At 72.0% G+C, this 26,838-nt stretch carries 20 protein-coding genes; 9 read left to right on the top strand and 11 right to left on the bottom strand.

The genetic code is table 11. The features are described from left to right. Positions 1-34 precede the first annotated feature (34 nt). The 4 genes from ACFPLC_RS02410 to ACFPLC_RS02425 are packed head-to-tail and all read left to right on the top strand — an operon-like array spanning position 35 to position 3,807. Positions 35-787 (top strand): creatininase family protein, encoded by a 753-nt coding sequence (locus ACFPLC_RS02410; RefSeq protein ID WP_378199151.1) that lies wholly within the window; start codon positions 35-37, stop codon positions 785-787. Then, a complete protein-coding gene (locus tag ACFPLC_RS02415) occupies positions 780-2,294 on the top strand; it encodes a benzoate-CoA ligase family protein (protein ID WP_378199148.1) in 1,515 nt (504 codons plus the stop codon). The genes ACFPLC_RS02410 and ACFPLC_RS02415 overlap by 8 nt, the downstream gene beginning before the upstream one ends. Continuing rightward, positions 2,291-2,983, top strand: coding sequence for an SDR family NAD(P)-dependent oxidoreductase (locus ACFPLC_RS02420; RefSeq protein WP_191313670.1), 693 nt, complete (start codon positions 2,291-2,293; stop codon positions 2,981-2,983). The genes ACFPLC_RS02415 and ACFPLC_RS02420 overlap by 4 nt, the downstream gene beginning before the upstream one ends. Then, entirely contained in the window at positions 2,980-3,807 is an 828-nt protein-coding gene (locus ACFPLC_RS02425) for an enoyl-CoA hydratase family protein (RefSeq protein WP_378199145.1), read from the top strand. The genes ACFPLC_RS02420 and ACFPLC_RS02425 overlap by 4 nt, the downstream gene beginning before the upstream one ends. 73 nt (positions 3,808-3,880) lie before the next feature. Here ACFPLC_RS02425 and ACFPLC_RS02430 read toward each other — a convergent pair whose 3' ends face one another. From ACFPLC_RS02430 to ACFPLC_RS02450, 5 genes are read right to left on the bottom strand one after another with little or no spacing between them, the layout of a single operon-like run. Beyond that, positions 3,881-4,270 carry a VOC family protein gene (locus tag ACFPLC_RS02430; RefSeq protein WP_378199142.1) on the bottom strand — a complete coding sequence of 130 codons (390 nt, stop codon included), beginning with the start codon at positions 4,268-4,270 and terminating at the stop codon, positions 3,881-3,883. Further along, complete coding sequence (locus tag ACFPLC_RS02435; protein ID WP_378199139.1) at positions 4,270-5,187, bottom strand: SMP-30/gluconolactonase/LRE family protein; 918 nt, start codon at positions 5,185-5,187, stop codon at positions 4,270-4,272. The genes ACFPLC_RS02430 and ACFPLC_RS02435 overlap by 1 nt, the downstream gene beginning before the upstream one ends. 8 nt (positions 5,188-5,195) lie before the next feature. Continuing rightward, entirely contained in the window at positions 5,196-5,852 is a 657-nt protein-coding gene (locus ACFPLC_RS02440) for a histidine phosphatase family protein (RefSeq protein WP_378199136.1), read from the bottom strand. Next, the gene (locus tag ACFPLC_RS02445) at positions 5,853-6,980 is read right to left on the bottom strand and encodes a phosphotransferase family protein (RefSeq protein WP_378199133.1); all 1,128 of its coding nucleotides are present in this window, start codon (positions 6,978-6,980) and stop codon (positions 5,853-5,855) included. Then, a complete protein-coding gene (locus ACFPLC_RS02450; RefSeq protein ID WP_378199130.1) occupies positions 6,977-7,729 on the bottom strand; it encodes an SDR family oxidoreductase in 753 nt (250 codons plus the stop codon). The genes ACFPLC_RS02445 and ACFPLC_RS02450 overlap by 4 nt, the downstream gene beginning before the upstream one ends. 381 nt (positions 7,730-8,110) lie before the next feature. On the opposite strand from ACFPLC_RS02450, the gene ACFPLC_RS02455 reads away from it, so the two are divergent. Then, positions 8,111-9,040 (top strand): hypothetical protein, encoded by a 930-nt coding sequence (locus tag ACFPLC_RS02455; protein WP_378199127.1) that lies wholly within the window; start codon positions 8,111-8,113, stop codon positions 9,038-9,040. Positions 9,041-9,096: 56 nt separating this feature from the next. On the opposite strand, the gene ACFPLC_RS02460 is transcribed toward ACFPLC_RS02455, so the two are convergent. Next, positions 9,097-12,036: a helix-turn-helix transcriptional regulator gene (locus tag ACFPLC_RS02460; RefSeq protein WP_378199124.1), complete on the bottom strand. Its 2,940-nt coding sequence runs from the start codon at positions 12,034-12,036 to the stop codon at positions 9,097-9,099. A gap of 75 nt (positions 12,037-12,111) precedes the next feature. Between ACFPLC_RS02460 and ACFPLC_RS02465 the strand changes: the two genes are divergently transcribed. Continuing rightward, on the top strand, positions 12,112-12,408 hold the full coding sequence (locus ACFPLC_RS02465; RefSeq protein WP_378199122.1) for a nuclear transport factor 2 family protein: 297 nt from the start codon (positions 12,112-12,114) through the stop codon (positions 12,406-12,408). A 56-nt stretch (positions 12,409-12,464) separates the two neighbouring features. Here the strand turns inward: ACFPLC_RS02465 and ACFPLC_RS02470 are convergent, their stop codons facing one another. Next, positions 12,465-14,099: an acyl-CoA synthetase gene (locus tag ACFPLC_RS02470; protein WP_378199119.1), complete on the bottom strand. Its 1,635-nt coding sequence runs from the start codon at positions 14,097-14,099 to the stop codon at positions 12,465-12,467. Between the two features lie 142 nt (positions 14,100-14,241). Between ACFPLC_RS02470 and ACFPLC_RS02475 the strand changes: the two genes are divergently transcribed. After that, entirely contained in the window at positions 14,242-15,930 is a 1,689-nt protein-coding gene (locus ACFPLC_RS02475) for a bifunctional 3'-5' exonuclease/DNA polymerase (RefSeq protein ID WP_378199116.1), read from the top strand. A gap of 71 nt (positions 15,931-16,001) precedes the next feature. Here the strand turns inward: ACFPLC_RS02475 and ACFPLC_RS02480 are convergent, their stop codons facing one another. From ACFPLC_RS02480 to ACFPLC_RS02495, 4 genes are all read right to left on the bottom strand, one after another. Beyond that, positions 16,002-17,705, bottom strand: coding sequence for a sialidase family protein (locus ACFPLC_RS02480; protein WP_378199113.1), 1,704 nt, complete (start codon positions 17,703-17,705; stop codon positions 16,002-16,004). 99 nt (positions 17,706-17,804) lie between these two features. After that, on the bottom strand, positions 17,805-21,644 hold the full coding sequence (hrpA, locus tag ACFPLC_RS02485) for an ATP-dependent RNA helicase HrpA (RefSeq protein ID WP_446681644.1): 3,840 nt from the start codon (positions 21,642-21,644) through the stop codon (positions 17,805-17,807). A 168-nt stretch (positions 21,645-21,812) separates the two neighbouring features. Next, positions 21,813-22,061 carry a hypothetical protein gene (locus ACFPLC_RS02490; RefSeq protein WP_378199107.1) on the bottom strand — a complete coding sequence of 83 codons (249 nt, stop codon included), beginning with the start codon at positions 22,059-22,061 and terminating at the stop codon, positions 21,813-21,815. A 119-nt stretch (positions 22,062-22,180) separates the two neighbouring features. After that, complete coding sequence (locus ACFPLC_RS02495) at positions 22,181-23,344, bottom strand: lactate 2-monooxygenase (RefSeq protein WP_378199104.1); 1,164 nt, start codon at positions 23,342-23,344, stop codon at positions 22,181-22,183. A gap of 112 nt (positions 23,345-23,456) precedes the next feature. On the opposite strand from ACFPLC_RS02495, the gene ACFPLC_RS02500 reads away from it, so the two are divergent. Together ACFPLC_RS02500 and ACFPLC_RS02505 are read left to right on the top strand one after the other, a co-directional pair. Then, the gene (locus ACFPLC_RS02500; RefSeq protein WP_378199102.1) at positions 23,457-24,617 is read left to right on the top strand and encodes a saccharopine dehydrogenase family protein; all 1,161 of its coding nucleotides are present in this window, start codon (positions 23,457-23,459) and stop codon (positions 24,615-24,617) included. Between the two features lie 126 nt (positions 24,618-24,743). After that, the gene (locus tag ACFPLC_RS02505; protein WP_378199099.1) at positions 24,744-26,834 is read left to right on the top strand and encodes a M4 family metallopeptidase; all 2,091 of its coding nucleotides are present in this window, start codon (positions 24,744-24,746) and stop codon (positions 26,832-26,834) included. Positions 26,835-26,838 lie beyond the last annotated feature (4 nt).

Genomic DNA, 26,838 nt, shown 5'->3' on the forward strand with positions numbered 1-26,838 from the left:
ACACCTCAGGCCGCTGCGGTGTAGCTTGATTTGCGTGACGTACTTCGCGGACCTCACCTCGCGGCAGGTCGCCGCGCTGCCGGACGGCGACCGCGTCCCGGTGCTGCTGCTGCCGGTGGGCGCGATCGAGCCGCACGGCCCGCACGCGCCGCTGGGCACGGACCCGCTCATCTCCCGCGGGATGTGCGAGCGCGCGGCTGCCCGCTTGGCCGCCGACGAGGACGTCCACGTGCTGGTCCTGCCCGAGGTGCCGTACGGGGTGACGCGGTTCGCGGCCGGGTTCGCCGGCGGTGTCCACATCGGCGAAGAGACGCTGCATTCGCTGCTCGTCGACATCGGCTCCGCGCTCATCGGCCAGCGGCTCCGGCGGATCCTGCTGGTCAACAACCACTTCGAACCCGCGCACCTGGTGACGCTGCGGCGGGCGGTGGAGACGCTGAACTTCGCCTACGACGGGCGCGCCGCCCTGCTCGACCTGGTCCGGCGGCGGCAGGCGGAGCGGCTGACCGAGGAGTTCCGCTCGGGCGAGTGCCACGCCGGGCGGTACGAGACGTCGCTGGTGCTCGCCGACCGGCCCGAGCTGGTCGACCAGGCGCTGATGCGGACGCTGCCGCACGTTCCGGTCAGCCTTGCTTCGGCTCCTTCCGACGGCGGCTTCGTCGCGATGGGAATGTCCGACGCGTACTGCGGCAAGCCCGCGGAGGCGACCGCGGCCGAAGGCGAAGAGACGTTCTCGACGTTGACCGACCTGCTGGTGGAAGCGATCCGGGAGCTGGCCGGTGACTGAGCCGTTCAACCTCGCCACGCACTTCCTCGACCGGCACGTGACCGAAGGCCGGGGTGACCGGACCGCCTTGCACGTCGGGGACCGGACGGTCAGCTACGCGTCGCTGGCCGCCTTGGCCAACCGCGTCGGCAACGTGCTCCTCGACGCCGGTGTCCGGAAAGGACAGCGGGTGCTGCTGGCGTTGAGCGACGGCGAGGAGTTCGTCGCGGCCTGGTACGGCGCCCAGAAGATCGGCGCGGTCACCGCCGAGGTCTACCCGTTCCTGCAGCCCAAGGACTACGCGTACTACCTCGGCTACACCGAAGCCGTGGCGGTGCTCGCGGACGCCGTCACGCTGCCCGCGCTGCGCGAGGCCGGTGCGACGGGCTTGCTCGTCACCGGCGTACCCGAAGCGGAGCTGCGCCCCGGCGAGCATCCATTCCGGACTCTGGTCGACTCCGCATCGGACACACTGGAAGCCGCGCCGACCACTCTGGACGACGTCGGGATCTGGAAGTTCACCACCGGCAGCACCGGCGCCCCCAAGGCGTGCGTGCACACCCTGCGCAGTCCTCTCGAAAGCTTCGAGCGGTACGCGGTGCAGGTGCTCGGCCTGCGCGAGGACGACCGGGTCCTGGCCGTGCCCAAGCTGTTCTTCGGGTACGCGCGCGACCTGGTGGCGCTGTTCCCGTTCGGTGTCGGCGCCGCGGGGATCGCGTTCCCGGAGCGCAGCACGGCGGACCTGATGTTCGAGTTGATCGCCCGGTACCGGCCGACCGTGCTGGTCAACGTGCCGACGATGATGAGCGCGATGGTCGCCCACCCGGCCGCGGCGGAGCAGGACCTGAGCTGCCTGCGGATGGCGACGTCGGCGGGCGAGGCGCTGCCGCCGGAGCTGCACCGGAAGTGGGACGCGGCCTTCGGGGTGCCGGTGGTGGACGGGATCGGCTCGTCGGAGGCGTACCACATCTACCTGTCGAACCGCCCGGGCGCCGCGCGCGCCGGCACGCTCGGCACACCGGTCCCCGGCTACACCGCGCAGGTCGTCGACGAACTCGGGGACCCCTTGCCGGACGGGGAAATCGGGCCGCTGCGCGTGAGCGGGCCGACCATCGCGCTGGAGTACTTCGGCGACCCGGAGAAGTCGGCGCGGACCTTCGACGGCGACACGCTGACCTCCGGCGACCTCTTCAGCCGCTCCCCGGACGGGTACTTCCGCCACCACGGCCGCGCGGACGCGCTGCTCAAGGTCGGCGGGGTGTTCGTCGCGCCCGGCGAGATCGAGGACTGCCTGCTCGGCCACCCGGCGGTGGTGGACTGCGCGGTGGTCGGCCACGAGGTCGACGGCCTGGTCGTGCCGCGCGCGTACGTCGTGGTGCGTTCCGCGGTGTCGGCCGATGAGCTCAAGACGCACGCGAAAGCCCACCTGGCCAAGCACAAGTACCCCCGCGAGGTGGTCTTCATGACGGAACTCCCCCGCACGGCCAACGGAAAGCTCGACCGGCGCGCCCTGGCGGCCCGCCCGTGAGCCGCCTGGTGGTGGTCACCGGCGGCACCCGCGGCATCGGCGCGGCGATCGCCGACCGGTTCCGATCGGCCGGTGACACGGTGCTGGCGCCCGGCCGCGCGGAGTGCGATGTCACCTCCGAGGAAGCCGTGGCCGCGTATTTCGCGTCGGCGGGCCCGGTCGACGTGCTGGTCAACAACGCCGGGATCTCCTCCAGCGCCCCGGTTTCCCGGACTTCGCTGGCCGAGTGGCGTTCGCAGTTCGAGGTGAACGCGACCGGGGCGTTCCTGTGCACGCGCGCGGTGCTGGACGGCATGCGTTCGCGCGACAGCGGCCGGATCGTCACGGTGGCGTCAACGGCCTCGCACGTCGGTTACCGCTACACGGCCGGGTACACCGCGTCGAAGCACGCGGCGGTGGGCTTCATGCGCGCGGTGGCGGCGGAGCTGACCGGCACCGGCGTCACGGCGAACGCGGTGTGCCCGGCGTTCGTCCGCACCGACATGACGGCGACCTCGGTCGAGCGGATCGTCTCGCGGTCCGGACGGTCCACTGCGGAGGCGGAAGCGGCACTGGCGGCGGCGTCCCCGCTCGGCCGGCTGCTGGAGCCGTCGGAAGTGGCGTTCGCGGTGTCCTTCCTGGCGGCCCCGGAGGCCGCCGCGATCAACGGCCAGACCCTCGTACTCGACGGCGGAGGAATCCAGTCATGAGCCCGTTCCGCGCAACTGCCCCGCTGACGAAGGAGTGGGAGCACTTCGGCTTCACGGTGGCCGACGGGGTGGCCACCGTGACATTCACGCGTCCGGAGAAACTGAACGCGCTGACGTTCGACGTGTACGCGGATCTGCGGGACCTGGTCATCGAGCTCCCGCAGCACGAGGACGTCCGGGTGCTCGTGATCACCGGCGAGGGCCGCGGGTTCTGTTCGGGCGGCGACGTCGAGGAGATCATCGGCGAGCTGCAGAAGTTCGAGACGGCGGAGCTGCTGGAGTTCACCCGGATGACCGGCGCGGTGGTGAAGGCCCTGCGCGAGTGCCCGCTCCCGGTGATCGCGGCGGTCAACGGGGTGGCGGCCGGTGCGGGTTCGGTGATCGCGCTGGCCAGCGACTTCCGGTTGCTGGCGGAGTCGGCGAAGTTCGCGTTCCTCTTCACGAAGGTGGGCTTGGCCGGGGCGGACATGGGGTCGGCGTACCTGCTGCCGCGGCTGGTCGGCCTGGGCCGGGCGACGGAGCTGCTGATCCTGGGCGACAAGGTTTCGGCGTCACGGGCTGCGGAGATCGGCCTGGCTTCGCAGGTGGTTCCGGACGCTTCGCTGGCTTCTACGGCCGCCGCTCTGGCCCGGCGGCTGGCTGACGGCCCCGCCCTGGCGTACGCGACGACGAAGGTGTTGCTGACCCGCGAGCTCGACATGGACCTGGGCAGCGCGATCGAGCTGGAGGCGATCACGCAGGCCCTGCTGATGACGGCGAAGGACCACAAGGAGTTCTACGCGGCCTGGTCCGCGGGGCGGGAGCCCCGCTGGACCGGCCGCTGAGGCCGTTCGGTTCGCTCCGGTTTCGGCGGGTTCCCGCGCTGGTGCGGCTCGAACTCGCGCGGCCCCGGGCCCGTCAGGGCACCACTTCGGCGAGGCCGAGGAGATTGCCCTCGCTGTCGCGGAACCACGCGGCCCGCTCGCCGCTGCCCTTGCTCGGGTAGTTGCCGCGGATGTCCATGATCCCGCCGCGCATGCCTTCGTACTCCTCGAACACCACCCCGCGCTCGCGCAGCACCGCGACCGTCGATTCGAGGTCCTCGACGTAGAAACCGGCCTGCGTGAACGAACCGTCGGAAACCCCTGCCGAGGCGTACAGGCAGAAGACGCCCGACGCACCTTCGTACCGCAGGCCGCCTTCGCGTTCCTCGACGGCCTCGAGCCCGAGCTTCTCGGCGTACCAGCGCCGGGCGCGGGCGAGATCCTGGGTGGGGAGGCGGGTTTCGATCCGGACGTTGCTCAGCATCATCCGATCGTAGGCGTCACCGCGATCGCCGACTCCTCCAAAGAGCCGAAATACAGCCGTCCGCGCCACTCACGCACACCCACCAGCATGTGGAAGCCGGGGATTTTGCCCCGCAGCTCGCGGACCACCGTCCCGTCCGCCGCCACCCCCAGCACGCCGACCTCACGCCCCGGGCTGGGCTGCAGGGACGTCGGCAGCCGCCGGACACCCGCCCGCACGAACGCCGGGAGCCGGCGCACCACGTCCAGCGCCGCCACCTTCGGCGATGCCTGGGTGATCCAGATCAGGCCGTCCGTGCCCGTCGAGATGTTGTCCGGGAAGCCCCACAGGCCGTCGACGAAGACGTCGGCCCGGCCGTCGTCGAGCCACACCCGCGACACGCGGCACGCGCCGGTCTCCGCGACCGCCACGAACGATTCGTCCGGCGCCAGTGCGACGCCGTTCGCGAACTGGAGGCCGTCGAGGAGCAGGTCGATCGAGCCGTCCGGGGAGCGGCGCAGCAGCCGGCCGCCCGCCGTCTGCTCGATCAGGTCGTCGCGCCAGTTGTCGATGCCGAAGCGGCGGGACGAGTCCGTGAAGTAAACCGTCCCGTCGGCGGCTACCGCCGCGTTGTTGCAGAACACGAAGTCCAGGCCCAGTGCGGAAGTCGCCAAGGTGGACACCGCGCCGCCCGCCAGCGGGAGCACCAGCAGCCCGGCCCGCGCGTCGCAGACCAGCAGCTCGTCTTCGCCGTACAGCTCCAGCCCGAGCGGGCGGCCGCCGGTGTCGGCGATGACGTCGATGCGCTGCCCGTCGGGCGACAGGCGCAGGATCCGGCCGTCGTCGACGCCCGTGTAGATCCGGCCCTCGGCGTCGACGACGACGTCCTCCGGGCCGTGGCCGTTCACCGGGTACAGCGTGACCTCGCCGAACTGCATCGAGCCTCCTAGCGGTAGGTAAGCAACGCGGCCGCGTCCGCCTCGAAGTGCGGGTGCTCGTTGAACGACAGCAGCGTGACGCCGCCGCGGCCGGACACCAGCTTGGTGATCCCGCCGTTGACCGTGACGCGGTTGAGCTTGAGCAGCCCGGCTTCCGGGGTGCCCATGAGCAGGCCGCAGATCGTGGCGATGACGCCGCCGGAGGTGAACACCACCGCGTGCTCGCCCTTGCCCAGCGACGCCACGAGGTCGGCCAGTGCTTCGCGGCACCGCGCGAGGAAGGCCGGCCACGTCTCGACGCACGGCCCGCCGTCTCCGGCCGACGTCCACGCCGTCAGGGCCGCGTCCAGGACGCCCTGGTAGGCCCGCGAATCTTCCTGGGGCGCCCCGCCGGCGTGGTGGCGCGCGATGTCGACGTGGTCGTACTCGTTCCAGCGCGGGTCCTCAGTCACCGGGACGTCGCTGCCGAGCACCTTCAGCGCCGTGGCCGCGGTGTCGCGCTGCCGGGCCAGCGAGCCGGACCGGACCTGGCTGAAGACCACGTTGCGCCGCAGCAGTTCCGCACCGACCACAGTGGACTGCTCGAAGCCGCGCGGGGACAGCGCGTCGTAGTCGGCCGCGCCGAAGGACGCCTGGCCGTGCCGGACCAGGTAGATCGCGCCCACTCAACCCTCCTTCGGGGGGTCCAGGGGGGCTTGCCCCCCGGCCGGGGTCTGGGGCTTGGCCCCAGAAAACACAGCGCTCCCCTTCGCGATGATTTCGCGGCAGCGCCAGTCCAGGTAATTGACGAACTGCCAGAAGTCCTTGAACGCCGGGTTGCGGGTGGCGCCGTCGCGGTAACGGCGGTACAGCTGCTGCAGCACCGCGGCGAGCCGGAACAGGCCGTAGACCTCGTAGAACCGCCAGTCGCCGACCGCGAGCCCGGTCTTCTCGGCGTAGCGCGCGACGAACTCCTCGCGGGTGAACATGCCGGGCACGTGGGTCGGCTGGCGGCGGCTCGTGTGCATGACGTCGTCGTCGCCGGCCTCGGCCCAGTAGGCGAGCATGCTGCCCAGCTCCATCAGCGGGTCGCCGAGCGTGGCCATCTCCCAGTCGAGGACCCCCGTGATGTTCAGCGTCGACGGGCCGTCCAGGACCAGGTTGTCGAGCCGGTAGTCGTTGTGGATCAAGCAGATCTTGACTTCATCGGGCTGGTTCGCCGCCAGCCAGGCGCGCACCTCGGCGAAGTCGCCGACGTTGTCCGTGCGCGCCGCCACGTACCGCTCCGACCAGCCGCGGATCTGCCGCTCGACGTACCCGGCGCCCTTGCCGAGATCGGCCAGCCCGGCCTTCGCCACGTCGACGGCGTGCAGGTCGACCAGCCGGTCGACGACCTTGCCGGACAGCTCGCGCGCCTGGCCGGCGGTCAGCGTCATGCCCGGCGGGAGGTCGCCGCGCAGGATCAGGCCGTCGAGCTTCTCCATGACGTAGAAGTCGCCGCCGAGCACGGCCGGGTCGTCGCCGAAGGCCACCATCCGCGGCACGTACGGGAACACCGGCTTCAGCGCGTGCTGCACGCGGTACTCGCGCCGCATGTCGTGCGCCGACGCCGCTTTGTGCCCGGCGGGCGGGCGGCGCAGGATCAGCTCGCGGTCCGGGTAGGTCAGCAGGTACGTCAGGTTGGACGCGCCGCCGGGGAACTGCCGGACGTGCGGCGGTTCGTCGCCGAGGCCCTCGACCTTCGCGCTGAGCCAGGCGTGCACCGCGGCGACGTCGAAGGTGTCCTCCGCGCGGACCTCGACCGGGGCGTTCACGCGAACTTCCGCAGCAGCGCGGCCGGCACCACGCGCATGACGGCGCTCAGCGGCACCCACGGCCACGCCGGGACGTAGGCGCGGCGCGGCTCGGCCTCGATCGCCTTGGCCAGTGCCCGGGCACCGGTGTCCGCTTTGGCCAGCAACGGGTTCCGGCCGATCCGGTCGTTCATCTCCGACTCGATGTAGCCGGGCCGGACGTCGGTGACGGCGATGCCCCGGCGCTTCAGCTCGATCCGGGTGCCGTCGACGAACGCCGAGATCCCGGCCTTCGACGCGGCGTACGCGGTGAGGTTGCCCGGGAAGGGCCGAAGCGCGCTGAACGAGGAGATGACGGCGAGGTGGCCGGCGCCCTGCTCGCGGAAGATCCCGGCGGCGGCCTCGATCTGGGCGGCGGCCGCGACGAAGTTGACCTCGAGGGTCTGGCGGTTGGCGTCGAACCGGCCGGTGCCGACCCGCTGCCCCTTCCCGAGCCCGGCGTTCACAATCACCCGGTCGAGGGACCCGAGCTCGGCGCGGAACTCCTCGAAGACGGCGAACACGCGGTCGTGGTCGGTGACGTCGAGGGTGCGCGTGACGACCTTGATCCCCGGGTGCGCCGCGGTCAGCTCGGCGGCCAGCTTCTCGAGCCGTTCGGTGCGCCGCGCGCACAGCGCCAGGTTGCGCCCTCTCGCGGCGAACTGACGGGCCATGCCTTCGCCCAACCCGCTGCTGGCGCCGGTGATGAGGATGTTCTGCCGGAGGACCATGCTCGGATGCTACCCGGTGGTAACAAGACCGGTGGCCCGGCGCTGGGGGCGTCGCCGGGCCACCGGTCATCGCGCGGTCACCTCGGCCGGTCGCACAACTCGGCCGGGTGAACCGGAGCCGGAACCGCTCACGCGGCCGGTCGCACCTGCGCCCGGGTGGGCCGTGAGGGGGAGGCGGTGCCACCGGCGCAGGCAAGTCATACAAGCGCGTCGGCCCAGGCCGGGGCAATGGTTCACAGTTGCCAGTACTAGCCCGTTCGCCCGAGTGGGGGCCGCGGCGGCCCGGCCGAAGAGGGGGACCGAGACCGCGTGGAAAACTGCTAACGTGCTCCGTGTCGGGGATCGTCGGGGGACGGCATGGGGCGGGTCGGGATTTCAGCGATGGCGGGCAGCACGGTGGGTGACGGCCAGGAGAGCGGGCGCACCGAATTCGCCATCCGGCTGCGCGCGGCCATCGCCACCAGCGGGTTGTCGCTCGACCGGATCCAGGCGCGGCTGCGGGCCCGCGGCGTCGTCGTCAGCGTCACCGCTCTCAGCTATTGGCAGTCGGGCAAGCGGCAGCCGGAGCGGCAGAGCTCGCTCTCGGCCGTCCGCACGCTCGAAGAAATCCTCGACGTCCCCGCCGGATCGCTGCTCGGGCTGCTGCCCCCGCCCCGGCCCCGAGGCGGCGCCGGGAAGCGCCACGCCGGCGGCGAGCCGATGTCGTTCCCGCGTCAGGTGCTGCAGCCGCTGCTGGAGAAGGTCGGGGCGCCGCACGCGCTCGACCGCCAGCAGCCGCTGAAGATGGTGGGACTGCACGACCTGTGCGAGATCGCCGCGGACGGCGGGCAGCGGGCGGTGACCGCGCGGGCGGTGTTCCAGGCCGCCGCGGACGGCCAGGACCGCTGGCTGCTGGTGTACACCCAGGACGACCCGGCGGCGGGCGTCCCCGAGCTGCACGCCGTGCGCAACTGCCGCATCGGCCGCGCCGAGACCGACGAGGCGCACGGCCTGCTCGTCACCGAACTCCTCTTCGACCAGCCGATCAACCGGGGCGAGACCCACCTCATCGAGTACACGCTGACCAACAGCGGGCCGCCGTACCCGGAGTGCCGCAACACCCACTACCGCGAGTTCCGCCGCCCGGTGCGGGAGTACCTCCTGGAGGTCCGCTTCGCCCCGGGCACGGCGCCGGGCCACTGCTGGCAGTACTCGCGAAACGGCGCGACCGGCACGCTCGCCCGGCGGCCCCTGAAGCTCGACGGCGCGGACGGCGTCCACGCGGTGGTGTTCGACTTCGGCCCAGGCGTCTTCGGCATCGACTGGGACTGAGCCGTACCTGGACGGCCGACCCTTCCGGTACGCAGGCCGACCGTTTCGGTACGGCGTCAGGGCAGGCGGGCCGCCGCGAGGGTGGCGAGTTCCGTGCGGTTCGCGATGCCGAGCTTCGCGTACACGTGCGCCAGGTGGGTCTTCACCGTGCCGCGGCTCATGAACAGCCGGGTGCCGATCTCCGGGTTCGTGCAGCCCTCGGCCGCCAGCTTCACGACCTCGAGCTCCGTCGGCGTCAGGCTGCCCCAGCCGCTCGACGGGCGGCCGCGGCTGCCGCGGGCCCGGCGGACGAACGCCACCACGTCGTCCAGCTCCATCGGCGGCTCGGCGGTCACCAGGCCGAGCGCGTCCAGCTCCGCCTGCGCGGACGGACGGCGAGGCACCCCCAGCTCCGCCCGGGCCTGCGACGCCGACCCGAGCACGCGAGCGGCGTCGGCCTCGCGGCCGGTGCGCGCGAGCAGCGTCGTCAAAGCGTCGAGACTGGCCAGGACGCCCAGCCGGAGGCCGTGGTCGAGGCGCAGGGTCAGGGCTTCGTGGTGCAGCTCGGCGGCCTGCTCCGGCTCCGCGAGGTACCCCTGCTGGTCCAAAGCCTCGGCCAGCGGCGACGGCAGCGACCAGCGGCGGGTCAGCTCGACGGCGGTGGCCAGCACCTGCGCGGCCTCGTCCACCCGCCCGAGCGCGCGCAACAGAGCACCGCGTTCGGGCAGCCCCTGCGCGGCCATGTACGTCCCGGGCACGGCTTCGCGCTCGAACCAGCGCAACGCCTCTTCGGCCTCGCCTCGCCGCCAATGCAGCTCGCCCAGCACGCCGGCCATGCCGGGGACGAAGACGTCACCCGCCGTCTCGACCAGCCGCAGGAACGGCTCCATCACCCGGAACGCGGCGTCGACGTCCCCGGCCAGGCCATGCACCCGGGCCAGCTGGCACAGGGTCGTGTTGACCCGGTGGAAGTCTCCGAGCGGCGCGGCGACGTCGACAGCCTGCGAGGCGAGTTCGCGCGCCCGCGGCAGGTCCGCCGCGGCCAGCGCACTCGCCGACTGCACACTGAGGACGGTCGAGGCGAGGCCGCGGTCTCCGCGCCGGAGCAGGCCCTCGGCCGCTTCGGCCAGGAGCGGTGCCGCTTCGTCGTGGCGGTCGCGGATGGTGTGGATGATTCCGCGCAGCATCACCGCGCTGTCCCGCGCGAAGCCGTCGGCTTCCTTCCCGGCTTCGACGGCGAGGTCCCACGCCGTGTCCAAGTCCGTGTACAGGTGCCCCAGCGCGGTCAGGGACAGGCATCGCGCACGCAGGTCCGCTTCGCCGAGCTCGGTGGCGAGCTCCAGGCCCTGCCGCGCGGCTTCGACGTCGAACGGTGCCGTCGTGTCCGCGATCAGGCCCATCCCGGTCAGCAGCCGGGCCTGCAGCGGCGTCCGGTCGTCCGGGCACCGGGCCACCGCGCGCTTGAGGTAGGCCAGGCCCTCGTGGCCGCGGCCGTGCAGGTTCCACAGCCACGCGACGGCGGCGGCGAGCCGGCGGCCCCGCGCGGGATCTTCCTGCGCCAGCCCCCATTCCAGGGCCGCGCGCAGGTTGTCGCGCTCGGGCTGTACCCGGGCGCGCCAGGCGTCCTTGTCCCGGTCGAGCTCGGGCTCGGCGGCTTCGGCCAGCGCCAGGTAGTGATCGAGGTGCCGGTCGCGGAACGCGGCGGTCTCCCCCGCCTCGGCCAGCCGCGCCGCCGCGTACTCGCGGAGAGTCTCCAACAGCCGGTAGCGGCCGTCTTCGGCCAGGACAAGGGACTTGTCGACGAGCCGGCCGAGCGCGGGCAGCACGGCCGGGCCGCCCGCCGCGTCCAGGGTGAACCCGCCGGCGAACACCGCGAGCCGCCGGAACACCGCCCGGTCGCGCTCGTCGAGCTGGTCGTGGCTCCACGCGATCGAGCCTTCGAGGGTTCGCTGCCGCGCCGGCACCCCGCGCGGACCGCGGGTGAGCAGGGCGAACCGGTCCTCGAGACCGGCGTCGATCTGGTGCGGGGTCAGGGTTCCGAGCCACGCCGCGGCCAGCTCGACGGCCAGCGGGATGCCGTCGAGCCGGGTGCAAATCGACCGGACGGCCGCCGCGCTGGAAGCGTCCAGGGTGAACAGCGGCCGGACCGCGCCCGCGCGCTCGACGAACAGCGCGACGGCCTCCTCGACGGCCAGCGGCGGCACCCGCCACACCGTCTCCCCCGGCACGTCCAGCGGCTCCCGGCTGGTCGTCAGCACGGCGGCTTCGGGGCAGGACCGCAGCAGCTCGACCGCGACCTCGGCGGCGCCGTCGAGGACGTGCTCGCAGTTGTCGAGGCAGAGCAGCACGCGGCGGTCGCGCAGTTCCGTCGCGACCGAGCGGGCCGCGCCGGCCTGGGGCTCCACCGGCACGCCGAGCGTCGCGGCGACCTGCTCGGCGACCTCGGTGACGGCGTCGAGCTCCACCCACCAGACGCCGTCGGGCCACTCGGTGCTCGCGGCGACCTGGGCGGCCAGCCGCGTCTTGCCGCTGCCGCCGGGCCCGGAGAGGGTCACCAGGCGCGTCCCCGCCAGCAGCCGCCGGACCTCGGCGACTTCGGTGTCGCGGCCGACGAACCCGGTCAGCTGGACCGGGAGGTTGTTCGGGACGGCGTCGAGCGAGCGCAGCGGCCCGGGTGTCTCGCCGAGCTCGAAAACGCGCTCAGGCGCGGTGAGGTCCGGCAGGCGGTGGACGCCGAGGTCATGCAGCGTGACGGCGTCCCCGAGGGCCGCCGCGGTGCGGGCCGACACGAGGATCCGGCCGCCTTCGGCCAGCGCGCGCAGCTGGGCGCAGCGGCGGACGGCGGCGCCGGTGGGCGTGCCGTCGTCGCGCATCAGCACGTCGCCGGTGTGCACGGCCGCCGGGCCGGTGGTCAGGGTCGCGAGCGCCTCGTCCGGGGTCGCGAAGACGACCGGGGCGGCGTCGGCGGCGCAGACGATCGTGACCGTGCCGGCCGGGAGCAGTTTCGTCGCAGTCATGGCCCGGTCAGTCTGCCAGCGGATCTCGGCCAGGTGGCCGATGTTGCGGCGGTCGGCGCCTGCGATTTTCGAACGGTGGAGACGTTCGAGGAACTGCTGGCCCGCTGGCGGGACGCCGACGCCGATGGCGACACCGAGGCGCTGGCGCCGCTGCTCGCCGACGGCTTCCGCGGCGACGGCCCGGCCGGGCGCGTGCTCGGCAAGGACGGCTGGCCCGGCCGCGTCCCGGCGGGCGCGTTCCGGTGGACGCGCCTGCAGGTGACGCCGTCGGTCGGCGTCGCGACCGGGCACCGCGACGGCGTCGCCTGCACGGTGGTCGCCGAACGCCGGGATGGACGTTGGCGGGTCGTCAACGTCCAGTGTGGGTCATGACCGCTTTTCGGGGGTCCGGGTGGCGGAGCCCCCGGCCCGAGGCGAAGCCTCGGTTGTCACTGGAGCTTCGTGCGCAGCACCTTTCCCGTCGCGTTGCGCGGCAGCTCGTCCAGGAACTCGACGTCGCGGGGCACCTTGTAGCGGGCCAGGTTCGCCTTGACGTAGTCGCGGATCTCGTCGGCGTCGAGGTCGGCGCCGTCGGCTTTGACCACGAACGCCTTCAGCCGCTGCCCGAACTCCGGGTCCTCGACCCCGACCACCGCCGCCTCGATCACGTCTTCGCGCTCGACCAGCAGGTTCTCCACCTCGATCGGGAACACGTTCTCGCCGCCGGAAACGATCATCTCGTCGTCGCGGCCGTCGATGAACAGCAGGCCGTCCTCGTCGAAGTGGCCGACGTCGCCGCTGGAGAGCAGGCCGTCGATGATCTCCTTGTGGCGGCCGTCGGTGTAGCCGCCGAAGCTGAGCCCGCTGCCGACGAACACGCGTCCCGTCACGTGCGGTTTGGTGATCTTCACGCCCTTTTCGTCGTACAGCGCCACCTTGCAGCCCACCGGCGCACGGCCGACGGTGCCGGGCGCCTTCGCCCAGTCCTCCGGCGTCGCGACCGTCGCCACCGCGACCTCGGTGGAGCCGTAGAGGTTGTGCACGACCGGGCCGAACGCCTCGTTAGCCCGGTTGCCCAGGTCCGGCGAGAGCGCCGAGCCGGCGACGAAGATGATCCGCAGCGCCGAGGTGTCGTACTTCTCGCGGACGTCCTTCGGGAGGTCGACGATGCGCTGGAGCATGGTCGGCACCAGCACGAGCGCGGTGCACTTGTGCTCGGCGACGCCGCGCAGCGCCTCTTCGGGGTGGAACTTGCGCCGCATCACGACCTTCGAGCCGAGCGCGAAGGACAGGATGAACTGCGAGAGGCCGGTGCCGTGGAACAGCGGCGCGCCCATGTAGGTGGCCTCGTTCGACCGCAGCGGGATCCGGTCGAGGAACTGCGCCGAGGCCAGCGCGGAGGTGTGCGGCCGCGGTGCGCCCTTCGGCGTGCCGGTGGTGCCGCTTGTCAGCAGCACGAACCCGCCGGGCTTGGCCGGCGCGGGCCACGGCCGGTCGTCGGTGCTGGCGATGATCTCCGACAGCACCGGCACGTCCCGGTCGGCCAGGTCGCTGTCCGGGTCCACCCACGCGAGGTAGCGGTCGACGCCCTCGGGGATGGCGTCGAGCAGGCCGGTGAACTCCTGGTCGTAGACGAGCGCGGTGACGCCTTCGCGCTTCGCGACGTCGGCCAGCTGCGGCTTCGCGAACCCGGTGTTCATCAGCAGCAGGCGAACGCCGAGCTTGCCCGACGCGGCCATCGTGATGACCAGCCCGCGGTGGTCCCGGCACAGCGCGGCGACGACCTGGCCCGGCTTGATCCCGCGCTCGGACCAGGCCCTGGCCAGCGCGTTCGACTGGTCGTCGAGCTGCTTGTAGGTGAGCGGGCCGAGCTCGTCGACGATGCCGACGGCGGCCGGGTCGCGACGGGCGGAGATGTGGTTCGCGCCGGCGAACGGGCCGAACTTCCGCAACGCGACCAGCGAACGCACGCCCTCGTCGACCCGGGGGAAGGGAACGAGGCCCGCGCGTCGCATCACGTCGACGCTGCGCACCGTCTCGGTCACCTTGTCCGCCACCGTGGTGGCGAGCGCGACCAGGCTCATCCGGGCACCTCCGTTGCTGCGGGGAGAGAGCTGACGCCGTACCGGCGGTATGGGAGCTACTGGAGAGTAAACCAAGGGTAGGCCGAACGCACCAGCCCGCGAGCGAGCGGAAACTGTCGGTGGTGGTCGGCATGATGTTCACGTGCAGGTGATCGCGGGACGAGAGGAGGACGGGAGCTTCAGCGTGCACACGCCGTCGTCGACGGTGAACGGCCTGGACGAGACGGCTTTCGCGGGGCTGGCGCGGGAGCTGGAGGCGTCGATGGCGCCGCGATGGGTGTTCCCCTCGGTGGAGCGGACGTACCCGGTGCTCATGGCGGCCGGGCTGCGGGTGCGGCGATGCTACGACCTCGAGCTGGCCGAGGGGCTGCTGCTGGCGTACGAGGGCGCGGAGGACCAGTCGCGGAGCCTGCGCGCGGCCTGGGCCAAGGCGAACGGCGAAGAACCGCCGGCCGAACAGTCCGCTGTCGAGCAGGCGCAGCCGACGCTGTTCGAGACCCGGGTGCCGACGCTGCCCGAGGGCGTGACGGTCGTCACGGCGGTGCGGCGCGTCCTCGCGGAGCAGGAGCGGCGGGTGGCGGCCACCGAGCACCCGGACCGGATGCGGGTGCTGCTGGCCGCGGAGTCGGCGAGCGCGCTGGCCGCGGCGGAGATGTCGGCCGACGGCCTGCCGTGGCGGGCCGACGTGCACGAGGCGCTGCTGGCGGCCCGGCTGGGGCCGCGCGTGCCGGCCGGGCAGCGGCCGAAGGCGCTGGTCGAGCTGGCGGCGAAGATCAGCGAGGCGTTCGGCGGGCGGCCGGTGAACCCGGACTCGCCGCCGAGCGTGGTCCGGGCACTGGCCCGCGAGGGGATCGAGGTGCCGGCGGCGCGGAAGTACCTGCTGAAGGGGATCGACCACCCGGCGGTCGGGCCGTTGCTGGAGTACAAGGAGCTTTCGCGGCTGTACACCGCGAACGGCTGGGCGTGGCTCGAAGAGTGGGTCAGCGACGGCCGGTTCCGGCCGCACTACGTGGTCGGCGGGGTGGTGTCCGGCCGGTGGGCCAGCCGCGGCGGCGGGGCGCTGCAGATCCCGAAGGTGCTGCGGACGTGCGTCCGGGCGGACCCGGGCTGGAAGCTCGTGGTGGCCGACGCCGCCCAGCTGGAGCCCCGGGTGCTCACCGCGCTGTCGGGCGACCGCCGGCTCGCCGACGTCGCGGCGGCGACGGACCTGTACGCGCGGCTGGGCGAGGCGTTGTTCTCCGGCGCCCGCTGGGTGCCGGCGGCCAACGACGACCGCGACGACCGCGCGCGGGCGAAGATCGCGATGCTGTCGGCGATGTACGGGGGCACGGCCGGCGAAGCGGGGCCACTGCTGGGGTTGCTGCGGCAGCGCTTCCCGGACGCGGTGTCCTATGTGGAGCGTGCGGCGCAGGCCGGCGAGCGCGGCGAGCGGGTCCGGTCCCGGCTGGGCCGCACTTCACCCGCGCCGTCGGCGGCTTGGCGAGCATTGACGGGCGGGTTGGCCTCGGACGAGGCGGCGGAGCTGAAGGCACGCCGGGCCTCGCGCGGCTGGGGTCGGTTCACCCGCAACTTCGTGGTCCAGGCGAGCGCGGCGGACATGACGGCGGTCATGCTGGCCACGCTGCGCACCCGCTTGCCCGCACCCGCCCACTTGGTGTTCTTCCAGCACGACGAGGTGATCGTGCACACCCCGGCCGAGCTGGCCGCCTCCGTCGCCCGGTCCATCGAAGACTCGGTGACGGAGGCGGCCCGGATGCTGTTCGGCCCGGCCTGCCCGGTCCGGTTCCCGATGCAGACCGCCGCGGTCGACACCTACGCCGACGCCAAATAGCGAGTGATGCCCCGCCAATCACGCGAGAAGCCCGCCCAGTCACGCGAGATCGCCGTCCGATCACGCGGCCGCTACGGGAACATCGGCAGTGTCTGGGTCACGACGTCCTGGTTCGGCAGCGTCCTCCCCGGGTTGCCGCGGAAGTCCGTCCACACCGGGTGCAGCCGGAAGTCCGCGCCCACCGCCACGGCCGTGTAGTCGCCGATGAACACGCCCTGCAGCTCCTTGCCCGTCTCCGCTCCCGTCGAGACGAACTGGACCTGCGGGTTCGCCGTCTGCGTGGTGATCCGGCGAAGCGGGGACAAGCCGTCGCCCCAGCCGGTCGCGTACGCGTAGTCCAGGCCGATGCCGTTCGGGTCGTAGGCGCGCGTGTACGTCGTCACCGCGACTCGCCCGGCGAACGCCGCCACCGCCGGGAACACCTCGTCGGCGCCCGTGCCGATCTTCACCGGCTTCGACCAGCCGTGCCGGCCGTCGGACCCGCTGAGGAACGCGTCCCCGTTCGTCTTCACCGACTCGCCGTCGCGGTACGTGCCGTTGCGGTCGTCGGCCCAGGTCACCCACAGGTGGTCGGTCACGCGGTCGTACGTCAGCTGCGGGAAGCTGTTGACGCGGAAGTTCTCGCCGGTCAGGGCGTTGTTGGCGACGTCTTCGTCGACCGGGAAGTCGAAGTCGAGCCCCACCTCGGTGTGCCGGAAGGTCCGGCCGCCGTCGCGGGAGGTCGCCACGACGACCGCGTCGTGGTCGGCGGGCTGATCGCACGCGGCCGTCGCGCACACCGACGTCTCGTACGCGACCTGAAGCGTCCCGTCGCGGGTGACCACCGGGTTCGAGCCGCTGCCGAACGGCGTGATGCCGCCGTGGAACCCGGTCAGCGACGGCGAAATCCGCCGCATCGGCGACCACGTCCGGCCGAAGTCGCGGGACTTCGACAGCACGATCGGCGATTCGACGAACGCGCCGGACGCGTCGTAGGTGAACTGCGTCCAGGTCACGTAGACGTCCCCGGTCACCGGGTCGGCGGCGATCCACTCCTTGTCGTTGAAGATGTTCGTGGGTGTCGGCGTGCCGGCGGGCGTCACGCCGTCGAGGTGCAGGATCGCCGGGTCGCCGAAGCTGCGGCCGCCGTCGTGGGACACCGACACCGCGATGCCGCTGGCGAGCTGCTGGTCGTCCGGCACCGCCGCGCGGCTGAACACGAGCGTCGCGTAGTAGACGGTGCCGTGCGGCCCGAACGCGATCGCCGGGTCACCCGCCGCGTCCATATAGGACAGCGGCGCCGAAGCCCCGGTCGGGTAGTCGAGGTGCGGCAGCTGGACGTTCGCCCAGCTCCGGCCGCCGTCGAACGAGGTGTAGGCGAAGCCACCGGAGTCGTTGCGGGCCTCGCGCGTGTTGTACAGCCGGTAGTCGTTCGCCCCGGCGACGATGTTGCGCGGGTTCTCCGGGTTGACGGCGACGGTGGTCTCGTTCTGGGCCGTGCTGCACCCGGTCTGGCTACCGGTCGGCACGATGGTGTCCCCGTCGATGACGTCGGTGTTCGGCGCGAGCGGCCGGTACGGGTTCGGCTTGCCGAGGTAGCTCTGGCAGAGCGCGGACAGCGCGGGGTCGTCGCTGTCTTCGTCCTCCCCCTCGGCGAACTGCTCCTTGAGCAGCGGGTTCGGGACGTCGTGCCGAGCCTCGGCCGCGTGCGCGGCGGGGGTCAGGAGGAACGGCAGGAGGAGCGCGGCGCAGGCGACGACGATTCTCCGTTTGGCGGACGAAACACCCAAGGACATCGGAAAGTCCTTTCCCAGGAAGTTCTCCAGCCGACCCAGGCTTGACCGGCGAAACCGCGCGGTCAACCGACGGAAGTGGGGAGCCGGACATACCCGGCGTCACCCCAGTGCGTCGTCCAAAGCCTTCGTGATCCGCTTCAGGGACACCGGATGCGCCGTTCCCAGCGTTTGCGCGAAGAACGAAACTCGCAGTTCCTCGATCATCCACCGCACCTCGCGCAACGCCGGTGACGACGTTCCCGGCGGCAGCGATGCCAAGGCATCGGAGTACTCCCGGGTGATCCACGCGATGTCCGCCGTCCGCTGCAGGTCGCGGGTCGGCTCCGAAACCAGTTTCTCCAGCCGTCGGGAAATTCCCTGCAGATAGCGCACCACGTGACGCAGCCGCGCCGCGCCCGTCTCCGTCACGAAGCCCGGGTACACCAGACCCGCCAGCTGGGCGCGGATGTCCGCCAGGGAGTCCGCCGGACCACGGGTCGACGACAGCTGGACCTCGACGTCGTTCGCCGCGCGGAGGATCTTCTCCACGTCCGTCAGCACCGCCAGCACTTCCTGGTGCAGGCCCGCCCGGACCTTCTCCAGCAGCACCTTGAAGCCGGTCTCGTCGAACACCGGGCCGCCGCCGGCCGCCATCAGGGCGTCAACCGCGCAGTCGACGCAGTCCTCGAGCAAGGCCGCGACGCTGCCGTGCGGGTTGCGGTTCAGCATCAGCTTCGACGAATTGGACAGCGACCGCGTGATGAACTTCATCGGCGAGTTCAGGTTCAGCCGCAGCATCCGCCGCGTGCCCGCCCACATCGCGTGTTCCTGCTCGGCCGGGGTGTCCAGCAGGCGCACCGCCACCGACGCGCCCTCGTCGACCAGCGCCGGGTACGCCTTGACGTCGTGCCCGCGCTGGGTCGACTCGAACACCTTCGGCAGCGAGCCGAACGACGGTTTCGTCAGCCCGGCCTTCTCGAGGGTGTTGGCCGCCTTGGAGATCGTCGCGCGGACCTTCGGCGCCAGCCGCCGCTGCAGCTCCGCGATGTCCTTGCCTTCGGCGACGCGCTTACCGCGCTCGTCGACCACGCGGAACGTCATCTTCAGGTGCTCGGGCACCGACGAAAGGTCCCAGTCCGCATACGGCACCGTGATCCCGCGCAGCGCCCGCAGCTCGCGGCCGAGCACCTCCAGCAGCGGACCGTCCGAAGGGGACACTCGCGAAAGGACGTCCCGCGCGGTGTCCGGCGCCGGGACGAAGTTGCGGCGCAACGCCTTCGGCAGCGACTTGATCAGCTGCGTCACCAGCTCCCCGCGCAGGCCGGGGACCTGCCAGTCGAAGCCGTCCGGCGTCACCTGGTTCAGCACCGGCAACGGGATGTGCACGGTGACGCCGTCGGCGTCCGCGCCCGGCTCGAACTGGTAGGTCAGCTTGAAGACCTGCGTGCCCTGCGTCCACGAGTCCGGGTAGTCACCCTCGCGGACGCTGCCCGCGGACTCGTTGATCAGCATGGACTTCTCGAACGACAGCAGGTCCGGGTCGGTGTGGCGGGCTTTCTTCCACCAGCTGTCGAAGTGGCGCACCGAGACGACGTCCGCCGGGACCCGGGCGTCGTAGAACTCGTACAGCGTCTGGTCGTCGACCAGGATGTCGCGCCGCCGCGCGCGGTTCTCGAGGTCTTCGACCTCCTCCAGTAGCGCGCGGTTCTCGGCGAAGAAGTGGTGGCGCGTCTGCCAATCCCCCTCGACCAGCGCGTGCCGGATGAACAGCGCCCGCGACATCTCCGGGTCGATCCGGCCGTAGTTGACGCGGCGGTCGGCGATCAGCGGGACGCCGTACAGCGTCACCTTCTCGGTCGCGATCACCGCGCCCTGCTTGCGTTCCCAGTGCGGCTCGGAATACGACCGCTTGACGACGTGCTGGGCCAGCGGCTCGACCCACTCGGGTTCGATGCGCGCGTTGACCCGCGCCCACAGCCGGGACGTCTCGACCAGCTCCGCCGACATCACCCAGCGCGGCTGCTTCTTGAACAACGCCGACCCCGGGAACACGCCGAACCGGGCACCCCGCGCGCCCAGGTAGTCGCCCTTGGCCGGGTCCTTGAGCCCGATGTGCGAGAGCAGCCCGGCGATCAGCGACGTGTGCACGCGCTGCGGGTCGGCCGGTGCCGTGTTCGTGTTCAGCGAGATGCCGAGCGACTTGGCCAGCTGGCGCAGCTGGCTGAAGATGTCCTGCCACTCGCGCAGGCGCAGGTAGTTCAGGTACTCGGTGCGGCACATGCGCCGGAACTGGTTGCCGGACAACGCTTTTTGCTGCTCGGCGACGTACTCCCACAGGTTCAGGTAGGCGAGGAAGTCCGACGTCGGGTCGGCGAACCGCGCGTGCTGGGCGTCGGCCGCCTGCTGCTTCTCGGCCGGGCGCTCGCGCGGGTCCTGAATGGACAAGCCCGCCGCGATGATCATCACTTCGCGGACGCAGCCGTTCTTCGCCGCCTCCAGCACCATCCGGCCCATCCGCGGGTCGACGGGCAGCTGCGCGAGCTTGCGGCCGATGTCGGTGAGCCGCCGATCGGAGGAACTGACGCTGTCGAACGCGCCGAGTTCCTGCAGCAGGCCGATGCCGTCGCTGACCTGGCGGCGGTCCGGCGGTTCGACGAACGGGAACGCGGCGATGTCGCCGAGGCCCAGCGAAGTCATCTGGAGGATGACCGACGCGAGGTTGGTCCGCAGGATTTCGGGATCGGTGAACTCGGGCCGGCTCTCGAAGTCCTCTTCGGAATAGAGCCGGATGCAAATGCCGTCGGACGTCCGGCCGCAGCGGCCCTTGCGCTGGTTCGCCGACGCCTGCGACACCGGCTCGATCGGCAGCCGCTGCACCTTCGTGCGGTGGCTGTAGCGCGAGATCCGCGCGGTGCCCGGGTCGACGACGTACTTGATGCCCGGCACGGTCAGCGACGTCTCGGCGACGTTCGTCGCGAGCACCACCCGGCGCCCGGTGTGGGATTGGAAGATGCGCTGCTGCTCGGCCGACGACAGCCGTGCGTACAGCGGCAGGACCTCGGTGTTGCGCAGGTTCGCGCGGTTGAGGACGTCGGCGGTGTCGCGGATCTCGCGCTCGCCGGAGAGGAACACCAGGATGTCGCCGGGCCCTTCGGCGCAGAGCTCCTCGACGGCGTCGAGGATGCCCTGGGTCTGGTCGCGTTCGTCGGCGTCTTCCGAGGGGTCGTCGGGGTCGACCAGCGGCCGGTAGCGCACCTCGACCGGGTACGTCCGGCCGGAGACCTCGACGATCGGCGCGTCGTCGAAGTGCTTCGAGAACCGCTCCGGGTCGATCGTGGCCGAGGTGATGATGACCTTGAGGTCGGGGCGGCGCGGCAGCAGCTGCTTGAGGTAGCCGAGGATGAAATCGATGTTGAGGCTGCGCTCGTGGGCCTCGTCGATGATCAGCGTGTCGTACTGGCGCAGGGACCGGTCGGTCTGGATCTCGGCCAGCAGGATGCCGTCGGTCATCAGCTTGACCAACGTGTCCTGCCCGGACTGGTCGGTGAACCGGACCTTGTAGCCGACGGCGTCGCCGAGCTCGGTGTGCAGTTCGCTCGCGATCCGGTCGGCGACCGTGCGCGCGGCCAGCCGCCGGGGCTGGGTGTGCCCGATCTGGCCGCGGATGCCGCGGCCGAGCTCGAGGCAGATCTTCGGCAGCTGGGTGGTCTTGCCCGAGCCGGTCTCCCCCGCGACGATCACGACCTGGTGCTTGTCGATCGCGGCGGCGATCTCGTCCTTGAGCTTGCTGACCGGCAGCTCTTCGGGGTATTCGATCTTGGGCACGCTCTCGCGCCGCGACTGGACGCGCAGCTCCGCCTTGTCGACGTCGGCGGCGATCTGCGCGAGCACGGAGTCGCGGTTGCGGGCCTTGCGGGCGCCTTCGAGCCGGCGACGCAGCCGCTGCTCGTCGCGCGGCATCAGCTCGGGCAGGCGCGCACGCAGCGCTTCAAAGGGAGATGGCGTGGACATTCTTGGGCCAAGGATAGCCGTGCGTGACGAACCCGGCCTCCGAATATCCCCGGCGCGTGACCGGGCGCACGCCGAAGGCCCCCTCGCGGGCGGCGAGAGGGCCTTCGAATACGCGCGTCAGCCGGGCTGGCCGGGCTGCTGCGGCGGCTGGACCGGCGCCGGCTGCGGCGCCTTCTTGGCCCGGCCGAGCGCCACCGACCCGCCGATCAGCGCGAGGCCGACCAGGCCGAGGACGATGCCGAACAGCGGCTGCATGTCGCTGGCCCAGGACAGGATCCGGAACTCGTAGTCGAACTGCTCGAGGATGATCGTGCCGAACCCGAGCACGGCGCACAGCACGCCGATCCGCATCATGATCGAAGACATGGGAAAACCCCCTCGTGAAAGGACTGATGGAACCACCGGTCCGTCCCCGAGCGGCCGTGGCGAGGCAGAACCGTAGCGGCCCCGGACCCCGCTGTCGCCGGAATTCCCGATTCGTTACCTCACGTACGCTGCACCGAATCCGGCCCCAGGTCGGCGAGCGTGCGGTGGCCGGACAAACCCATGGTCAGGTCGAAGTCCGCCAGCAGGCTGCGCAGGACGTGCCGCACGCCGTCCTCGCCCGCGTGGGCCAGGCCGTACACCCACGGGCGGCCGACCAGGACCGCCCGCGCGCCCAGGGCCAGCGCCTTGAGCACGTCGGCCCCGGTGCGGATCCCCGAGTCGAACAGCACCTCCATCCGGTCGCCGACCGCCGCGACGATGCCCGGGAGGGCCTCCAGGGCGCCGAGCGCGCCGTCGACCTGGCGGCCGCCGTGGTTCGAGACGACGATGCCGTCCATGCCCGCCTCGGCCGCGCGGCGCGCGTCCCCGACGTGCTGGATGCCCTTGAGCACGATCGGGCCGTCCCAGTGCTCGCGCAGGAACGGCAGCTGGTCCCAGGTCCGGTCGGTGCCGGTGAGCATGCCGATCCAGCGCAGGATCGCCATGTTCAGGTCCTCCTCCGGCGTCTTCTCCAGCAGGCCGCGGAACACCGGGTCGGTGAACGGGACGGCGCAGCCCTCGCCCTTGAGGAACGGCAGGTACGCCTGGTCCAGATCGGACGGTCGCCAAGCCAGCGTCCACGTGTCGAGGGTGACGACCAGCGCGGTGTACCCGGCGTTCTTCGCCCGGGTCAGCAGGCTCGCGCAGACGTCGTTGTCGCCGGGCCAGTACAGCTGGAACCAGCGCGGGCCGTCGCCGTTGGCCGCGGCGACGTCCTCGATCCCGGTCGACGACGCCGTGGAGAGGATGAACGGCAGGCCGACCGACGCGGCGGCGCGGGCGGTCGCGGACTCGGCGTCCGGGTGGACGATCGACTGGACGCCGACCGGCGCGACGGCCACCGGCGCCGGCAGCCGGGTGCCCAGCACCGTCGTGGCCAGGTCGCGGTCGGTGGCACCGGTGAGCATCCGGGGCACGATCCGCCAGCGGTCGAACGCCTCGCGGTTGGCGCGGGCGGTCGCGCCGGAGCCGGCCGCACCCGCGACGTAGGAGAACGGCCCGGCCGCCATGATCTCGCGGGCCGACGCCTCGAGCTTCGTCGCGTCGGTCGAGCACGGCGGCAGCTGACCACCGAGTCCCTGCAGGTAGATCTCGTTCTGGTAGCTGCCGAAGCGTTCGGTCACGGTTGCCTCCTCGCGTTCGAGGGGGCACTGTACCCGCCGGTAGTTCACCCGGCGCCGGGAAGTGACCGGCGGGTAACCTGAGCCGCGTCGACGTCCCTCCGAAGGAGCCGCCATGCGCGCGTACGACGTGGTCCTGTTCGGCGCCACCGGGTTCACCGGCGGCCTGACCGCCGAGTACCTGGCCCGGAACGCACCGGCCGGCTTGCGCTGGGCGCTGGCCGGGCGCAACCGGGGCAAGCTCGAAGCCGTCCGGGCGCGGCTGGCGGAGATCGACGACCGGTTCGGCGCGCTCGACCTGCTCGTCGCCGACTCCGGCGACCGGGCGTCGCTGGAGGCGGTCGCCTCGTCGGCGAAGGTGGTGATCACGACCGTCGGCCCGTACCTGACGCACGGCGAGCCGCTGGTGGCCGCGTGCGCCGAGGCGGGCACCGACTACGTCGACCTGACCGGCGAGCCCGAGTTCGTCGACCGGATGTACCTCGCGCACGACCGGCGGGCCCGCGAGACCGGCGCCCGGCTGGTGCACGCGTGCGGGTTCGACTCGATCCCGCACGACCTCGGCGCGTGGTTCACCGTGCGGCAGCTGCCCGAAGGCGTGCCGCTGCAGGTCGACGGCTACGTCCGGGCCGGCGGGGTCCCCTCGGGCGGCACGTTCCTCAGCGCGCTGACCATCATGTCCCGCCTGCCGGCCGGGGCACGGGCGGCCCGCGAGCGGGCGGCGGCCGAGCCGCGGCCGGCCGGGCGGTTCGCGCGCGCCCCGCTCGGGCGCCCGCACCGGGTCGCCGACCCCGGCTGGTGGGCGGTGCCGCTGCCGACGATCGACGCCGAGGTCGTCCGCCGGTCGGCGGCCGCGTCCGCGCGGTACGGGCCGGACTTCACCTACCGGCACTTCGCCGCGGTGAAGCACCTGCCGGTGCTGGCGGGCGGCGTGGCCGGGGCGGGCGCCCTGCTCGCCGCGGCGCAGGTCCCACCGGCCCGGCGCGCGCTGTCCCGGCTGCTGACACCGGGCAACGGCCCGAGCCCCGAGCGGCGCGCGCGGTCGTGGTTCTCGGTGCGGTTCGTGGGCGAGGGCGGCGGCTCCCGGGTGGTGACGGAGGTCTCCGGCGGCGACCCGGGCTACGACGAGACGGCGAAGATGCTCGCGGAGTCGGCGCTGTGCCTGGCGACGGACGAGCTTCCCCCGACTTCCGGCCAGGTGACCCCGGCGACCGCGATGGGCGGCGCGCTGGTGGACCGGCTCACCAAGGCGGGGATCCGGTTCACGACGCTTTGACGTTTCACGCTTTCACAGTGCACGAGCGTGAAATTCCGGCGCTGTGATGAATCTTCTGACGGTCCTGTTCCGCGGTTAGCGTCGATCGGGTTCTCCCTTTCCCCTTCGCGTTTCCCAAGGAGCGTCATGAGATTGCCCCAACGGTTCGCCGCGCTCGGCGGCGCGACGGCGGCGGGCATGGTGGTGGTCGGCATCGCCGTCGCCGCGCCCGCGCAGCCCGCCCCCGTGCCCCCGCCGTCCGCCGCGCAGGCACAGGCCAACGCCACCGGCGCCGCCGCCGGCCTGGTCGCCGCCCGCCCCGCCGCCCTGCACGCCGGCAAGCACGACAAGTTCGTCCAGCGGGACGTCCGGTCGGCGGCCGGGCTGTCGTACGTGGTCTACGACCGCACCTACGACGGGCTGCCGGTGATCGGCGGCGACCTGGTCATCGCCACCGACGCCGCCGGCACGGTGAAGACCACGTCCGTCGCGCAGGAGCAGGCGCTCGGGGACCTCGACGTCCACGGCGCGAAACTGACCGCCGCGCAGGCCGAGGCCGTGGCCCGCAAGCAGCTCCGCGGGCCCAAGAGCCTGCCGGGCGGGCAGCTCGTCGTGGTCGCCGACGGCGCCGGGCGGCTCGCCTACGAGAGCAACGTCGAAGGCACCGACGAACACGGCGAGCCGAGCAGCCTGAGCGTCTACGTCGACGCGGTGGACGGGCGCGTCCTGCGGACGGTCCAGCACCTGGCCGCGGGGACCGGCACCGGCAACTGGAACGGCCCGTCGCTGCCCCTGAACACCACCAAGTCCGGCAGCACGTACTCGATGGCCGACCCGAACACGCCGAACCTCGACTGCCGCAACTACAGCAGCGACTCCGTCCTGACCGGACCGGACGACAGCTGGGGCAACGGCACCGGCACGAACATCGAAACCGGCTGCGCGGACGCGCTGTTCGTCGCGCAGACCGAGAAGAAGATGCTCTCGGAATGGGTGGGCCGCAACGGCTTCACCGGCAACGGCGGCGCGTGGAAGATCCGCGTCGGGCTCGACGACGAGAACGCGTACTACTACAACTCGCGCCCGGCGTACGTGAACCTCGGGCACAACCCGAGCGGCGAGTGGGTCGGCTCGCTGGACATCCTCGGCCACGAGATGGGCCACGGCATCGACGACTACTCCGGCTCCGGCGGCTTCTCCGGCGGCGGCACGCAGGAGTTCATCGCGGACACCTTCGGCACGGCGACGGAGTTCTACGCGAACGAGCCGTCCCAGTACGACCCGCCGGACTACGCGATCGGCGAGGAGGTCAACCTGGTCGGCACCGGAGCGATCCGGTACATGTACGACCCGTCGAAGGTCGGCGACCCGAACTGCTACTCCAGCTCGACGCCCAACGCCGAGGTGCACAAGGCGGCCGGGCCCGGCGACCACTGGTTCTACCTGTTCGCCGAGGGCAGCAACCCGGCGAACGGGCAGCCGACGAGCTCCACGTGCAACAACAGCACGGTGGCGGGCATCGGCATCCGCAAGGCGATCAACATCATGCACGGCGCCGTGCAGCTGAAGACGTCCGGCAGTTCGTACCTGCGCTACCGGACGTGGACGCTGCAGGCCGCGAAGAACCTGTACCCGAACAGCTGCGCCGAATTCGACGCGGTGAAGGCCGCGTGGAACGCGGTGAGCGTCCCGGCGCAGCCCGGTGACCCGACGTGCACCGGCACCCCGCCGACCACGACCACGCCCCCGACCACCACGCCGCCGACCACCACGACTCCCCCGGGCGGGTGCAGTGGCCAGCTGGTGCAGAACCCGGGCTTCGAGTCCGGCCAGGCGTCCTGGACCGACCCGAACACGACCATCGGCCAGTGGGGCAGCCAGGCGCCGGCGCGCACGGGCAGCTACGACTCCTGGCTCGGCGGCTGGGGTTCGGCGCACACGGACACGCTGACGCAGTCGGTCACCATTCCGGCCGGCTGTAAGGCGAGCCTGACGTTCTGGCTGCGCGTGTGGACGGCGGAGACCGAGAACGTGGCCTACGACAAGCTCGTCGTGTCCGCGGGGTCGGCGACGCTGGCGACGTACTCGAACCTCGACCGCAACTCGGCGTACGTCCAGAAGACCCTCGACCTGTCCGCGTACGCGGGCCAGACGGTCACGCTGAAGTTCGCCGGCACGGAGGACCAGTCGCTGCAGACGTCGTTCGCCGTGGACGACACCGGCGTCACCGTGGGCTGACCCG

Source organism: Amycolatopsis plumensis, assembly GCF_042652605.1.
Lineage (GTDB): Bacteria > Actinomycetota > Actinomycetes > Mycobacteriales > Pseudonocardiaceae > Amycolatopsis > Amycolatopsis plumensis.

What these genes read in the sequence shown, in the direction of transcription:
- ACFPLC_RS02430 (WP_378199142.1), bottom strand. Translation starts at nt 4,270, where the DNA reads ATGCTGAGCAACGTCCGGATCGAAACCCGCCTCCCCACCCAGGATCTC.
- ACFPLC_RS02500 (WP_378199102.1), top strand. Translation starts at nt 23,457, where the DNA reads ATGCGCGCGTACGACGTGGTCCTGTTCGGCGCCACCGGGTTCACCGGC.
- ACFPLC_RS02450 (WP_378199130.1), bottom strand. Translation starts at nt 7,729, where the DNA reads ATGGTCCTCCGGCAGAACATCCTCATCACCGGCGCCAGCAGCGGGTTG.
- ACFPLC_RS02480 (WP_378199113.1), bottom strand. Translation starts at nt 17,705, where the DNA reads ATGTCCTTGGGTGTTTCGTCCGCCAAACGGAGAATCGTCGTCGCCTGC.
- hrpA (WP_446681644.1), bottom strand. Translation starts at nt 21,644, where the DNA reads ATGCCGCGCGACGAGCAGCGGCTGCGTCGCCGGCTCGAAGGCGCCCGC.
- ACFPLC_RS02470 (WP_378199119.1), bottom strand. Translation starts at nt 14,099, where the DNA reads ATGAGCCTGGTCGCGCTCGCCACCACGGTGGCGGACAAGGTGACCGAG.
- ACFPLC_RS02505 (WP_378199099.1), top strand. Translation starts at nt 24,744, where the DNA reads ATGAGATTGCCCCAACGGTTCGCCGCGCTCGGCGGCGCGACGGCGGCG.
- ACFPLC_RS02455 (WP_378199127.1), top strand. Translation starts at nt 8,111, where the DNA reads ATGGCGGGCAGCACGGTGGGTGACGGCCAGGAGAGCGGGCGCACCGAA.
- ACFPLC_RS02460 (WP_378199124.1), bottom strand. Translation starts at nt 12,036, where the DNA reads ATGACTGCGACGAAACTGCTCCCGGCCGGCACGGTCACGATCGTCTGC.
- ACFPLC_RS02435 (WP_378199139.1), bottom strand. Translation starts at nt 5,187, where the DNA reads ATGCAGTTCGGCGAGGTCACGCTGTACCCGGTGAACGGCCACGGCCCG.
- ACFPLC_RS02490 (WP_378199107.1), bottom strand. Translation starts at nt 22,061, where the DNA reads ATGTCTTCGATCATGATGCGGATCGGCGTGCTGTGCGCCGTGCTCGGG.
- ACFPLC_RS02425 (WP_378199145.1), top strand. Translation starts at nt 2,980, where the DNA reads ATGAGCCCGTTCCGCGCAACTGCCCCGCTGACGAAGGAGTGGGAGCAC.